The sequence below is a fragment of the Ileibacterium valens genome (assembly GCF_001945525.1).
Lineage (GTDB): Bacteria > Bacillota_I > Bacilli_A > Erysipelotrichales > Erysipelotrichaceae > Ileibacterium > Ileibacterium valens.
Genome location: NZ_MPJW01000260.1, coordinates 48,695 through 61,840 on the forward strand (window position 1 = coordinate 48,695; position 13,146 = coordinate 61,840).

At 42.0% G+C, this 13,146-nt stretch carries 13 protein-coding genes; 6 read left to right on the plus strand and 7 right to left on the minus strand.

Annotated elements, in window-relative coordinates; all coding sequences use genetic code 11:
• Positions 1-64: 64 nt before the first annotated feature.
• Together BO222_RS14450 and BO222_RS11980 are read right to left on the minus strand one after the other, a co-directional pair.
• Positions 65-259 (minus strand): helix-turn-helix domain-containing protein, encoded by a 195-nt coding sequence (locus tag BO222_RS14450; RefSeq protein ID WP_083647815.1) that lies wholly within the window; start codon positions 257-259, stop codon positions 65-67.
• Positions 250-915: an AraC family ligand binding domain-containing protein gene (locus BO222_RS11980; RefSeq protein ID WP_083647810.1), complete on the minus strand. Its 666-nt coding sequence runs from the start codon at positions 913-915 to the stop codon at positions 250-252. The genes BO222_RS14450 and BO222_RS11980 overlap by 10 nt, the downstream gene beginning before the upstream one ends.
• A gap of 305 nt (positions 916-1,220) precedes the next feature.
• Between BO222_RS11980 and BO222_RS11985 the strand changes: the two genes are divergently transcribed.
• Positions 1,221-2,732 (plus strand): phosphohexomutase domain-containing protein, encoded by a 1,512-nt coding sequence (locus BO222_RS11985; protein ID WP_075820975.1) that lies wholly within the window; start codon positions 1,221-1,223, stop codon positions 2,730-2,732.
• Positions 2,733-2,991: 259 nt separating this feature from the next.
• Here BO222_RS11985 and BO222_RS11990 read toward each other — a convergent pair whose 3' ends face one another.
• The 5 genes from BO222_RS11990 to asnA all read right to left on the minus strand — a co-directional run bounded on the left by BO222_RS11990 (position 2,992) and on the right by asnA (position 6,508).
• Positions 2,992-3,657, minus strand: a complete 666-nt coding sequence (locus tag BO222_RS11990) for an ABC-2 transporter permease (protein WP_075820976.1) — start codon at positions 3,655-3,657, stop codon at positions 2,992-2,994.
• Positions 3,654-4,511 (minus strand): ABC transporter ATP-binding protein, encoded by an 858-nt coding sequence (locus BO222_RS11995; protein WP_083647811.1) that lies wholly within the window; start codon positions 4,509-4,511, stop codon positions 3,654-3,656. Before BO222_RS11995 ends, BO222_RS11990 begins: the two co-directional genes overlap by 4 nt.
• On the minus strand, positions 4,508-4,897 hold the full coding sequence (locus BO222_RS12000) for a GntR family transcriptional regulator (RefSeq protein ID WP_075820977.1): 390 nt from the start codon (positions 4,895-4,897) through the stop codon (positions 4,508-4,510). Before BO222_RS12000 ends, BO222_RS11995 begins: the two co-directional genes overlap by 4 nt.
• 253 nt (positions 4,898-5,150) lie before the next feature.
• Positions 5,151-5,405: a hypothetical protein gene (locus BO222_RS12005; RefSeq protein ID WP_075820978.1), complete on the minus strand. Its 255-nt coding sequence runs from the start codon at positions 5,403-5,405 to the stop codon at positions 5,151-5,153.
• A gap of 95 nt (positions 5,406-5,500) precedes the next feature.
• Positions 5,501-6,508, minus strand: a complete 1,008-nt coding sequence (gene asnA / locus BO222_RS12010) for an aspartate--ammonia ligase (protein ID WP_075820979.1) — start codon at positions 6,506-6,508, stop codon at positions 5,501-5,503.
• Positions 6,509-6,775: 267 nt separating this feature from the next.
• Here asnA and BO222_RS12015 point away from each other — a divergent pair, with 267 nt between their 5' ends.
• From BO222_RS12015 to BO222_RS12040, 5 genes are all read left to right on the plus strand, one after another.
• Entirely contained in the window at positions 6,776-8,248 is a 1,473-nt protein-coding gene (locus BO222_RS12015) for an MATE family efflux transporter (protein ID WP_083647812.1), read from the plus strand.
• A 120-nt stretch (positions 8,249-8,368) separates the two neighbouring features.
• Complete coding sequence (locus BO222_RS12020) at positions 8,369-9,445, plus strand: branched-chain amino acid aminotransferase (RefSeq protein WP_075820981.1); 1,077 nt, start codon at positions 8,369-8,371, stop codon at positions 9,443-9,445.
• A 737-nt stretch (positions 9,446-10,182) separates the two neighbouring features.
• A complete protein-coding gene (locus BO222_RS12030) occupies positions 10,183-11,232 on the plus strand; it encodes an ABC transporter substrate-binding protein (protein ID WP_143357038.1) in 1,050 nt (349 codons plus the stop codon).
• Between the two features lie 264 nt (positions 11,233-11,496).
• Positions 11,497-12,372 (plus strand): ABC transporter permease, encoded by an 876-nt coding sequence (locus tag BO222_RS12035; protein ID WP_075820983.1) that lies wholly within the window; start codon positions 11,497-11,499, stop codon positions 12,370-12,372.
• Complete coding sequence (locus tag BO222_RS12040; protein WP_075820984.1) at positions 12,365-13,114, plus strand: ABC transporter ATP-binding protein; 750 nt, start codon at positions 12,365-12,367, stop codon at positions 13,112-13,114. Before BO222_RS12035 ends, BO222_RS12040 begins: the two co-directional genes overlap by 8 nt.
• The last annotated feature ends 32 nt before the right edge of the window (positions 13,115-13,146 follow it).

The window sequence follows — 13,146 nt, forward strand, 5'->3', positions numbered from 1 at the left end:
ATGATTCTGCGGATTTTTCAGTTCTTTGCGATTTTGAGGATCCAGCCTCTGATAATTCAGGATCTTAAATTGAATCAGGAGCCTGCAGATGCTGATATTCTTTCTGGCGGATTTCACGATAATTTGATGGCGACAATCCTTTCTTCTTTCGAAACAGCTTAGAAAAGTAAAGAACATCGTCATATCCAACGGATCGGGCGATATCGTTGATCGAAAGATCTGTATAGATCAGATAATAACAGGCATTGGTCAGCCGCAGCGGTAAATATACTCTTTAACAGACATATCCATCTTTTTCTTGAAGATTCGATGAACGTAGCTGCGGTCTAATGAAAGATGGTCTGCGATCTCCTGAACGCTGATGGATTCTTCAAAATGCTGTCCAACATAGGTCAGGATCAGTTCAACATAATCCGCAGCACTCAGATCTTTTGTGTTTTTATTGGCAGGAACTTCCTGTGAAAGCTGATAGACCATATCCCAGGCACAGGAGTTATAAAGAAGGTCTGAATTATCTGTCATTCTTCCAGTCTGCAGGCGAGAAAAGATCGCTGGGATTCGGCTGGTTTCTGGCAGGTGAACCACCAGATCTTCGAAAATGGTGCTTCGGCCAATGGTTTCTTCAGCCTTTAATCCTTTTAAGCCGATCCATGAATACTCCCAGGGATCATCCTGATCCGCTTCATAATAAATTCTTTCCTGAGGAATCATCAGAAACATATCACCAGCTTTTAAATGCCAGGTTTTATCGCGGCATTTATAGATTCCTTTGCCCGAATGGATGTAATGGAACATATACGAAGTTCTGACGACAGGCCCATAGCTGTGAGAAGGTTCACATTTCTCATGGCCTGAAGTGTAGACCATCAGGTCAATATTTTTATAAAAGTCATTTGAGAAAATATAGTTCTGCATAATTTTCCCTTTCCTTCTTAAAGTATAACCAGATTCAGAAAGATTACTATCCTATCTGTGATCTTAATAAGATTGCTGGGCCAGGATGATATAAGAAAGAGATTTTTTGCAGGCAGTGGTGATGATTGATTCCTTTGAAGAATATTAAAATTCCTTTAGAAGGCTCGAAAGCTTATGAGCAGCCAGAGCATCATAAAAGGTTGCTATAATTGAATTACTTACGAAACGAACAAGGCAGGAAGCCGATTGAAATACAGATCAGAAAATCCTGCTGCTGTTCACATGTATAGATTGGAGCATCAAAAATGAGCAATTTAAGAGAACTTCAAAATGGAAGCGACATTCGAGGTGTTGCGTTAAATACCGATCCAAATCTTCCAGTTAATTTATCTGAAAAGGAAGTCTATGATTTGGCCAGAGCTTTTGCCGCCTGGCTTCGCAGGAAGCTTAAAAAGAAAGATCTGACTGTAGCAGTTGGAAGAGATTCAAGACTTTCCGGACCCTCTTTAAGCCAGGCAGTGGATGATGGTCTGATTTTTGATGGGGTGGATGTACTTGATACTGGATTATCGAGTACCCCGGCGATGTTCATGGCCACGGTATTTGATGAAGTCAATGCGGATGGGGCCATCATGCTGACAGCAAGTCACATGCCGGAAAACAGAAATGGAATGAAATTTTTCTATAAGGGCGGTGGTTTAGATGCCAAAGATGTCACTGAGATAATCGATATCGCCATTAAAGAAGATTTTGAACATTTGAGCGGCGGCTCCTTAACGGGCTACGATCTGATGAAAATTTATGCCGAACATTTAAGAAACCTGATTTCAGAGCGAATTGACTCGGACTCTGATAAACCGCTGGAAGGATTGCATATTGTAGTCGATGCCGGAAATGGGGCTGGCGGTTTCTTTGCGACCCAGATTTTGGCTCCATTAGGCGCTAATATTGAAGGAAGTCAGTTTTTGAATCCGGATGGATCATTTCCAAACCACATTCCAAATCCGGAAAATAAGGAAGCCATGAATTCGCTGGTTGAAGCCGTAAAGAAAAATCATGCGGATCTGGGTCTGATCTTTGATACGGATGTTGACCGCTCAAGTGCGGTGGATGAAAACGGCAATCCAATTGGCGGAAACGATCTGGTGGCACTGGCAGCCCTGCTTGCCAGCAGAGCTCATCCGAATCTGACAGTTGTTACTGACTCTGTCACTTCCGATGAACTGAAAGATTTCCTTGAAAAGAAGGGGATTCATCAGCATCGTTTCAAAAGAGGTTATCGAAACGTAATCAATGAGGCCAAGCGATTATGCGACGAAGGAGAAGATGCTGCTTTAGCCATTGAAACCAGTGGCCATGCGGCGTTTGCGGATAACTACTTCCTGGATGATGGAGCATATCTTGCCGCTCAGATTGTTGTTGAGGCGGCCAGCCAATCCATTTCAGATCTTATAAGTGAATTAAAACATCCAGCAATGACGGAAGATTTCAGGCTTCCGGTAAGCGAAAAAGCTTTTCGGGCTTATGGTGAACAGGTCATTGAAGATCTCAAGAATTTTGCCAGAGAAAGCGAAACCATCGAGCTTGTAGAGCCAAACTATGAAGGAGCAAGAATCCGCTTTACGACTCCTTATGGAAAGGGTTGGGCGCTTATTCGGGTAAGCCTTCATGAATCTTTGCTTCCTGTGCATCTTGAATCGGATCAACCGGAAGCAGCTGCTTATATGGCTAAGGAACTGCTTGAATTTCTTTCGCAGTATCCATCTTTGGATCTCAACGATCTGCGGGATTATATCGCCGATAACAGCAATGAATAATAACGATTTAGACTGTGCCGACTTAACCGTTAGTCATCTAATCAAAAAGATATAATCAGAAACATTGCTTTCAGCTGAAGATTTCTTTCTAAACTATCCAATAAAACTCCCATGAATGACCAGGATAATAAAAAAACTCTTTGAACGCAGGAATAACCTGAGATCAAAGAGTTTTTTTCATTGGCCACCCGGACTGAAAAGTTACAATCCAGAGTATTTCAAAAAGATAGAATCTGAAGAATTATCCAGCGATGAACTTTCAGCGCAGATCCTGTCTCGAAAGGACTAAAGGCATAATGATCATGGAAGCAAGAAACAATATAAAGCTGCCGGCTGCAAAGGCGCTTAATAATGGAGTATTCATATTCACTTCAACATAAGACATCGATTGATCAACGCTGATGGTATTGGTGACCATTGTCGTTGACCAGTAGTAAAGCACCAATACGGACGGTAATAGAGAAGCAATCACTACAATGAATTCCTGATTCTTTTTCATCGCGTAAGAAAGGGGAATGACAATAGCGGTTGATGAAAACAGAATCAGACAGGCAATACAAAAATTCACCTGAAATGTTTCGGCAGTATTGCCCTGTACATTTCCATTGAGCAGAGTATAGATCCAGTACATTGCCAGACCTATAATAAATCCAGTTGTTCCAAGTGCTAACGTTAAAAAATATTTGCTGCGAATCAGCTGTGGTCTTGTAAATGGAAAAGTCACAGACATTCGAGTCCATCCGCTTGCTTTATCGGCAAAAATTGTACTTGTCGCCTGAAAAGCAAGAAAAATCGGGAAGTAGCTGATTAAGCCAATTGGAGCATCTGCATAAAATAAAGCTGCACAGACAATGACGGATACAGAAAGCAGTATAGGCCACAGCATTCGAATCTGGATCAGATCCTTTTTATAAATTCCTGTCATAAGGTTTTACCTCGCGTAAACATCAGAACGATCTCATCTAAAGAGGCCGGACGTAAAGAATAATCCGGATAACGTTTCGAAAATTCAGCTCTGTTCCTGATCAACAAGTCAGTATTCATTGCCTGCTTTCTTAAGCGAACAATGAATTCACCCGCAATATACTCAAGCTGATCTGAGCTGACACAGGCCATTCCATATTCAGCAAGCAGAAGATCTTTCTGTTCAATAAAAACGATCTGTCCGTCCTTAATGAAAATAATGTAGTCAGCGATTCGTTCAAGATCGGAAGAGATATGACTGGTCATGAGAATCGCATGTTTTTCATCCTGCATGAAGTTCAGAAGCTGATCAATCATCTCTTCGCGGATGACTGGATCAAGACCAGCGGTTGCTTCATCTAAAATCAGCAGATCAGCTTCGTGGCAAAGAGCGCAGACGATATCGAGTTTGGCTTTCATTCCTCTTGAAAAGGTCCGAATTTTCTGATGGAGCGGAATTTTACATTCTTCGATTAAGGCTGAATAAAGAGTTGAATTCCAGTTCTTAAAAACGCCTTTGAGAATGGTCTGTAAATCTGCAGCAGTACAGTTTTCTGGAAAAGGACAACTGTCGAAGGCAACGCCGACTAAAGAATGAGCATCAATGTTTTCCTGAGGATTGATCCCGTAAATGGATATATTTCCTGAATCAGGAATATCGATGCCAAGTATACATTCCAGCGTGCTGCTTTTTCCAGATCCATTTTCTCCAATAATTGCACAGACTGTTCCTTGTGGAACTTCAAAAGTGATACCTTTCAGAGCAAAAGTTCCAAAGGACTTGTTGAGTCCACGAACAGACAAGGCAGGTATCATAAGTTTTCCTCCTCGAAATAAATCATCTTCAGTACTGCGCTTAGATCTTCATAACTTAAATTGCATTCTTTTGAACATTGCACTGCAGCAGTAAGCAGTTTTTCGAGTTCCTTCATTCGGCTTTCGCGCAATGTGGATGAAGATACTTCGGCTACAATGGTTCCCCGTCCAACTGCTGACTCGATGTATCCTTCCTTTTTGAGGTCTTCATAAGCTTTTTGTACTGTGATGACGCTGACGCGCAGCATTTTAGCCAGAGCGCGAATACTTGGCAGATCCGAAAGCGGTTCTAGTTTTCCGGAAATAATCGCCGAACGGATCTGTTCTTCAATCTGAAGATAGATGGGAATTTCGCTTCCTGGCTTAAGAATGATTTCTAGATTCATAATAAAGATCCTTTTGTATATATACAATGAGTACAATATAGACAATATTCATTGTTGTCAAATTTTTTCGATTTCATCGAGTTAACGCAAAATACGGCTGCTTCAATACAAGAATTTCGGTTTACAGTAAATCTTTCATAGATTTTTTGACTCATGAGTTATCGATATAGACGATTTGTGCGTTAAAAATAAAAAGGATTCCAAGTCTTGGATTGGAATCCTGTGAAGATTTGAAGGCTTTGATACCGCTAGTCTATTCAACAATTTCCAGAGCTTTTTCTTCAAGCGATGAATTTTTTTTCGGTGAGCCATGCATCGCTTCGTTTTGCATTATCGTCGTTTGATCTGCAGATTTTGATGCTTCTTCTCCGAACTCATTGAAAGCTTCGTGGACACTCTCTTTGGCGTAATCCTCAGTTTTTTCAATGGTTTTCTGATCTGGAGCACTGCATCCGCCAAGAAATGCAAGTGAAAGAATTCCAACGGCTAAAAGTTTCAACAACTTCATTTCTATCCCCCCTTTGGGATAGTTTCATTTTAGTTTTTTACGGAATCATTCATCCATGGAAATGACTTTACAAATCATGAAAAGCTCAGTCATTTTTACAAAAGCTGAATTCCTGCTTTTTCACATTGATCAATCATTTCCTGCGGCCATAAGGAAGCCTGAACTTCTCCAATATGGGCTTTTTTTAACAAAAGCATGCAGAGTCTGGACTGGCCGATTCCTCCGCCAATAGTATAAGGCAGTTCCTGATTTAAAATCGCCTGATGGAAGGGAAGGTTTTCTCTACCAAGCGCATTTTCCTTTTCAAGCTGAGAATGAAGAGATTGTTCATCCACTCGAATTCCCATACTTGAGATTTCAAGAGCGCACTGAAGCGGTTCATACCAGAATAAAATATCTCCATTAAGACTCCAGTCATCGTAGTCAGGAGCTCGGCCATCGTGTTTTTGGCCATCGCTTAGCTTGTCGCCAATCTGCATGACAAAGACTGCACCATACTCTTTTGCCACTGCATTTTCACGTTCTCTTGGACTTAGATCCGGATAAAGGGTGCAGAGTTCCTGAGAAGTGATGAAATGAATGGAATCAGGCAGATGATTGACAGCTTGTGGATACTTGTACCATACTTCGTGTTCCATATGCTTGATGATCGCAAAGATCTGTTCAACATGTGCCTTTAAGACAGGAATTGTTCTTTCTTTTTTATCGATAACCTTTTCCCAGTCCCACTGATCTACGTAGGATGAGTGAAGATTATCGAGCTCTTCATCTTTACGGATCGCATTCATATTTGTATACAGACCCTGATGCATTCCAAAATCATATTTTTTCAGAGCCATTCGTTTCCATTTCGCAAGAGAATGGACGATTTCGATGGGTTCATCACCAATTTCATTCATCGTAAAGCCAACTGGAAGTTCAACTCCATTGAGATCATCATTAAGACCTGAGTTTTTCGTTACGAAAAGGGGAGCTGAGATTCTTTCTAAATGCATCTTTTTGCCAAGCTCATGCTGGAAGGTGTCACGTATATATTTAATGGCTTCCTGCGTGGTTCTCACATCAAGAACGGGATCATAGTGATCAGGAATAATCAGATTCATTATTATTCATTCCTTTCATAAATTGATGATTTTCAGAAGGGTTTCTGAAAATCGATCGTTTGTTTCAATAAAGAAAACTATATCATAGACAAAACATCAGCCAAAACATGAATAAGTAAAATTCTGGATTATGTAGAAAATTTACAGTTTTATCATGGGAATTTAATCCCGTTTTGAATAAATAAATACCACAATTGTCACTTAATTGATCGAGGGATGATTGGTTTTCATTTCTGAAGTGGTTAGAATAGAGCCATCAGGAAAGGAATGTTAAACAAAGTGTCACAGGAAATATCAATGACACGTGGAAATATCCCCCGGCAAATGATCGCATTTGCCGTTCCCGTGTTTCTTGGCCAGCTGTTTCAGCAGCTCTACAATACGGTTGATTCTCTGATCGTAGGCAATCTGCTTGGAAGCAATGCACTGGCCGCGGTTTCCTCTTCAGGAAACCTGATTTTTTTGCTGGTCGGTTTTTTTAATGGAATGGCCATGGGAGCCTCCGTCGTCATTTCTCAGGAATTTGGAGCAAAAAATTATAAGAGGCTTTCACAGACTGTTCATACGACGGTCGCCTTAGGGCTGGCCATTTCAGTTGTTCTGACTGTTTTAGGAACCGTAATGGCACCCATACTTCTGAAATGGATGGGTACTCCAGAAGAAGTCATGGCCTTAAGTGTGGATTACTTTGCGATTTATTTTGCAGGGATCAGCGGTCTGATTATGTACAACCTGTTTTCAGGGATTATGCGGGCAGTTGGAGATTCCAAACATCCGCTGTACTTTCTGATTGCTTCATCGATTCTGAATGTTTTTTTGGATCTTCTGTTTATCGCCGTTTTAGGATGGGGAGTAGCAGGAGCAGCTTATGCCACGATTTTTTCTCAGATGATCAGTGCCTTACTGGCCTTAATTACTTTATGCAGACAAAATGGGGCTACGAAGCTGGTTTTATCAAAAGTCCGTTTTCAGCTTGAACCCTTAAAAGCTGTCATTCGATATGGTATTCCAACCGGAGTCCAGAACTCGATTATTTCCTTAGCCAATGTGGTTGTACAATCCAATATCAATGCTTTTGGACCGGAAGCCATGGCTGGATGCGGTGCCTACTCAAAACTGGAAGGATTTGCGTTCTTACCGATCATGTCCTTCAACATGGCTATTTCAACCTTCGTCGGTCAGAATATTGGGGCTAAGGATTATGAACGAACGCTGAAAGGGGCTAAATTTGGAATCTTATGCGGAGTCATTTCGTGTGAACTGGTCGGTCTGATCTTTTTTCTGTTCGCTCCTCAATTTATTTCAATATTCGATCAGAATCCGGCTGTCATTGCCTATGGAGCCGACCGGGCCAGATGCAATGCGCTGTTCTACTTTCTTCTTGCCTATACTCACGCGGTTTCCGCGGTTATGCGAGGAGGAGGAAAGCCCGATGTTCCAATGTATGTCATGATGATTACCTGGTGTGCCATTCGCGTTGGATTTTTGGTAGTGACTGCGCCCTTGCATAATGTCTGGCTGGTTTACTGGGTCTACCCGCTCACATGGTTTTTATCTTCGTGCTTTTTTGCCTGGTATTATCCCCGGAAAACCTGGCTGTATCCTAAAGAGCTTCACCGCTCGATTCAGGAGAATAAACAGGAATTGGCAAAAGTGGATACTCTATCAGAAAAGAAGATGCTCAATACTCCATGTGGTTCTGGAAAGTGCCGGATGAATCCATGTTCGAGTGATGAATAACCGTCAAATCGTGAAAGAAAATGAAATACACCGTCAAGAATTGAAAAATTTTCAAACGCGGTGTATTTTTTTCGTATTGAACTGACTCGATCTGAATCAGGAAAAAGTGAGGAACTGTTTATGGAAATCAAATTTGAAAAAAGACCTGTACTTAAGGAAAAGCCGCAGGGACCTTTAGGCTTTGGAAAATACTATACTGACTATATGTTTGTGACGGATTACGATGAAGATCAGGGAGGATTTCATGACGCGCGCATCATACCATTTGGACCCATTGAGATGGATCCGGCGAGTATGGTCCTGCATTATGCTCAGGAAACATTCGAAGGACTGAAAGCCTATAAAACCGACGACGGCCGAATTCTGTTATTCCGTCCGGAACGCAATGCAGCTCGTTTTGCAAATTCAAACGATCGTATGTCGATGCCTAAAGTGCCTGAAGACATGTTTGTTGAAGCCATCGAAGAACTTGTAAAGATTGAAAAAGACTGGATTCCAGAAAATGAAGGCGAATCCCTGTACATTCGTCCATACATGTTTGCAACGGAAGCTCAGGTAGGCGTTCATCCGGCTAAATCCTATAAGTTCATGATTATCCTTTCACCAGTTGGTGCCTATTATCCAGAAGGTGTCAATCCGATCAAAATCTGGGTAGAAGATGAATATGTTCGTGCAGCGCCAGGCGGAACAGGATTTACCAAATGCGGCGGAAACTATGCTGGATCTTTAAAAGCGCAGGAAAAAGCGGAAGAACAGGGTTATACCCAGGTTCTCTGGCTTGATGGTGTCAATAAAAAGTATGTTGAAGAAGTCGGAAGTATGAATGTTATGTTCCTGATTGATGGAAAGATTTATACCGCACCGATTGAAGGTACAGTTTTACCTGGTGTAACCCGTGACTCCATGCTCAATCTGCTTCGTGACTGGGGTTATGAAGTTCATGAAGAACATCTTGCTATTGATGATCTGATGGCTGCCGCAAAAGATGGACGTCTGCAGGAAGCTTTTGGAACTGGTACAGCAGCCGTTATTTCTCCAATTGGGGAACTGTGCTATAAAGGGGAAAAAGCGACAATTAATAACTTTGAAACTGGTCCTCTGACGCAGAAACTTTATGATACTCTGACTGGAATTCAGTGGGGCAAGCTTGAAGATCCATTTGGATGGACCAGAGAAGTTGTGATTGAAGAAGCTTAATAGGAATTCACAGCCAGAAGAGTAATTTCTTCGTCGCTCAATAAATAAAAAAATCAAAAGACGGACTTTCGTTTCATTTTTGAAAGTTTGTCTTTTTTTGTAATCATCAGGAATCGGTTGGAAGATCAGATCAGGTTCATAAAAATAGATGAAAAGCAGAAAATAGAACGAAAAGTTATGTAAAAACGATGTTTTCAGATAATTTTCAGAAAATTTGGCTTCGTTCTTTACAAGGAGAATATTCCGGATTAAGATGCACCCATAAACCAATGCGGAAGAGATCAAACAGAAAGAGGTATCTCAAGAGAGTCCGGGACGGTGGAATCCGGATGATGGCCATTCTGCAAATGGACTTCCAAGGGCGAAATGAACTGCTGATAAGCAAAGTACTTTAGCCGGGACTTTCCCGTTACAGAAAGAAGAATGTGATGGCATTCGTTGAGTGGGCAATGATGGATCGATGATCCACAGCCAATACAGGTGGTACCGCAGAATAGGAAAATTCTGTCCTGTTTTTCCAAGTGGAAAATTTCCACGGGGAAAGCAGGACTTTTTTGCATTTTATCTTAAAAACCTTTGAGATCGTCGATTAGATCAGAAACTCAACAGAGGTTATAAATCAGAGATAAAAGGTGCAAAAACAGAAATATTCCAATGCAAAAAACGAACCTGCTTTTTTAAGCAGAAGGTCCTCTCAATGATTCGTTTCACATGCATTTCTAAGAGGAGGAAACACGATGAACTGCATGAAAAAAATGTTAAGCACTCTGTGCGCTGCGACCCTGTTAGCGGGCTGCTCTGCTGGAACTTCGACTCAGACGAACACTGAAAGCACGGACCAAAAATCATATACGATCGGTGTTGCTCAGCTTGTTGATCACCTTTCATTAAATACAATCCGTGATGCCATGCTCGATGAATTTGAAGAACTCGGCTATAAGGATGGCGAGAATCTGACTATTGATTATCAGAATGCTGCCGGGCAGATCAGCAATCTCGATACAATCATGTCTACTTATGCAAACGAAGATGTAGATGCCATTGTGGCTATCGCAACTCCAACGGCTCAGGCTGCTCAGAACTATGCAGATTCAGCGCCTGTTATTTTCTCAGCTGTATCCGATCCAGTATCTGCTGGTCTTGTTGAAACGATCGAGGCCCCTGGTGGAAATATCACTGGAACCAGTGATGAAGTACAGGTGGATCAGATCGTAGATCTGATTCTTGAATTGACACCAGAAGCAAAAACCGTTGGGGTTCTCTACAATGCCGGAGAAGCCAACTCGGTTTCAAATATTAAGCGTTTTAAAGAATATGCTCAAACAAAGGGACTTACTGTAGAAGAAGCAACCGGTACGGACCTGACGACTCTGCAGCAGGCGGCCAGTGTTCTTGCAGAAAAGGTGGACGTAATGTTCAGCCCAAATGACAATACGGTCGCTCAGGGATTTGCCGCATTAAGCAAAATCGCATTGGACGCTGGAGTCGCTTACTATGTTGGAGCCGATTCCATGGTCGCTGACGGAGGCTTTGCCACAGTAGGTATTAATTATGAAGAACTGGGCAGAGAAACAGCCCGCATGACAATCGATATTCTTGAAGGAGCTGATCCGGCTACGACAGCCGTTAAGGTTTATAAAGATGATCTGAATACCTACATTAATGAAAATGTCTATAACACTCTGAAAGAAAAAGGGAAGACAAAAACGGAAGTGCCAGCTGAGTTGCAGGACAGCGATTCTGTGATCATGGTTACCGGAGCGGATTCAATCGCCTCAGGAAACTAAAATTCAGATAGTGATCTGAATGATTTAACGCAATTTAGAAATTCACTTCTATGTCCTCGATATTTTGAAAGCCGGTCAATTCTGTCCGGCTTTCTGTCTGTGAGTTCAAAAGGAATTCAGTACAATGAGTAAGCATTAACTCTCTGACAGATATTCAGTATTTACATTCAGCATTCGGATTCAGTAATAAGCATTTGTTTGTGATTATCTGCTTTTCCTGTTCATTCGGATGCTTTATCTAAAAATTTCAGAAAGGAATTGATTATGTCAACAGCCATCATACTTAGAGCCATACAACTTGGTCTAGTTTTTGCGGTTCTCTCCCTGGGCGAGTACATTACCGTCGGGATTATGGACAATCCGGACTTAACAGTCGATGGATCATTTGTCACTGGAGGAGCCGTCTGTGCGATGATGACCATCGCGGGATTTCCAAATCTGGGTCTGTTTGCCGCTTTTATTGCTGGAATTCTCTGCGGCTGTGTAACTGCGTTTTTGCAGACTAAAATGAAAATTCAGCCTCTGTTAGCTGGAATATTGACCATGACGGGTCTTTATTCTGTGAATTTACGAATCATGAACGGCAGTCCAAATGTCACTCTTCATGCTTCGGGAATGTCTGATCATACGATTTTATCGAATGATGCAACCAGACTTTACGTACTACTTGCAATTGTCATCGCTCTGATTCTTGCGATGTATCTGTTTTTTAAGACAAGCATTGGTCTGATGCTCAGAGCGACTGGAGACAACGAAGAAATGGTCAGCTCGTCTTCGATCAATGTCGATAATATGAAGTTTTTAGGTCTTGGATTATCGAATGGACTGGTGGCTTTGTCCGGGGCACTTCTGGTTCAGTTTCAGAACTTTGCGGATGTGACTGGCGGAACCGGAATGCTGGTATTAGGTCTTGCCGGCATAATTATTGGTGAAGCCATCCTGAGACCAAAAGGAATTGGAATGGGACTGATTGCCGCGGCGCTTGGCGCAGTACTCTATCGTCTCTTATATACATTCGCCTTACAGTTAGGTTTTGCAGCAACCGATATGAACCTGGTTTCATCCGTACTGGTAGCGGTCACCATTTCTATTCCATACCTGCAAAAACTTGCGAAGAAAAGGAAGTCAGAACATGCTTGAACTCAATAACTGCAGTGTGATCTTCAATGAGGGAAGCACACTTGAAAAAAAAGCGCTGGATGGTCTTTCAGTCCACATCAAGCCTGGAGAATTCGTGACTATTCTGGGCAGCAATGGAGCAGGAAAATCGACATTCTTCAATGTAATCAGCGGGAAGGCCCCTCTAAAAAACGGAAAGATTATTCTGGACGGGCAGGATATTACTTCTCAGAAACCTCATCAGCGTTCAAAAATTATTGGCCGTCTGTACCAGGATCCTTCTCAGGGAACAGCTCCTCATTTAACGGTTGAAGAAAACCTGGCATTGGCTAATTCGGGAAATCGAGGAAAATTATCTTTTGCGATTCGAAAACAGGAAAGAGAAAAATTCAGAGATCTTCTAAAAGAGCTGGACATGGGACTGGAAGAGAGAATGGGTACTCCTATTGGTCTGCTTTCAGGAGGCCAACGACAGTCCATCGCCCTGATGATGGCTGTCCTGAATCCCCCAAAACTGATGCTTCTTGATGAGCATACCGCAGCTCTGGACCCAAAGACGGCTAAAAAAGTCCTGGAACTGACGAATAAGTATATTCGGTCAGAAAAGATCACCGCCTTAATGATTACTCATAACATGCGGGATGCTCTGGAAAATGGAGATCGGCTGCTGATTTTCCAGGATGGAAAAATCACCCATGACTTTTCCGGAGAAGAAAAAAAGCGGCTACAGCTCAAAGATCTCATTGAATACTACGATGTTTGATTTTCCGGTTATGGAAGGTTAAACTTGTGGAT

Coding starts and splice junctions, on each gene's coding strand:
- asnA (WP_075820979.1), bottom strand. CDS start 6,508: ATGAATCTGATTATTCCTGATCACTATGATCCCGTTCTTGATGTGAGA.
- BO222_RS12040 (WP_075820984.1), top strand. CDS start 12,365: ATGCTTGAACTCAATAACTGCAGTGTGATCTTCAATGAGGGAAGCACA.
- BO222_RS11990 (WP_075820976.1), bottom strand. CDS start 3,657: ATGACAGGAATTTATAAAAAGGATCTGATCCAGATTCGAATGCTGTGG.
- BO222_RS11980 (WP_083647810.1), bottom strand. CDS start 915: ATGCAGAACTATATTTTCTCAAATGACTTTTATAAAAATATTGACCTG.
- BO222_RS12015 (WP_083647812.1), top strand. CDS start 6,776: ATGTTAAACAAAGTGTCACAGGAAATATCAATGACACGTGGAAATATC.
- BO222_RS12000 (WP_075820977.1), bottom strand. CDS start 4,897: ATGAATCTAGAAATCATTCTTAAGCCAGGAAGCGAAATTCCCATCTAT.
- BO222_RS12035 (WP_075820983.1), top strand. CDS start 11,497: ATGTCAACAGCCATCATACTTAGAGCCATACAACTTGGTCTAGTTTTT.
- BO222_RS12030 (WP_143357038.1), top strand. CDS start 10,183: ATGAACTGCATGAAAAAAATGTTAAGCACTCTGTGCGCTGCGACCCTG.
- BO222_RS11995 (WP_083647811.1), bottom strand. CDS start 4,511: ATGATACCTGCCTTGTCTGTTCGTGGACTCAACAAGTCCTTTGGAACT.
- BO222_RS12005 (WP_075820978.1), bottom strand. CDS start 5,405: ATGAAGTTGTTGAAACTTTTAGCCGTTGGAATTCTTTCACTTGCATTT.
- BO222_RS12020 (WP_075820981.1), top strand. CDS start 8,369: ATGGAAATCAAATTTGAAAAAAGACCTGTACTTAAGGAAAAGCCGCAG.
- BO222_RS11985 (WP_075820975.1), top strand. CDS start 1,221: ATGAGCAATTTAAGAGAACTTCAAAATGGAAGCGACATTCGAGGTGTT.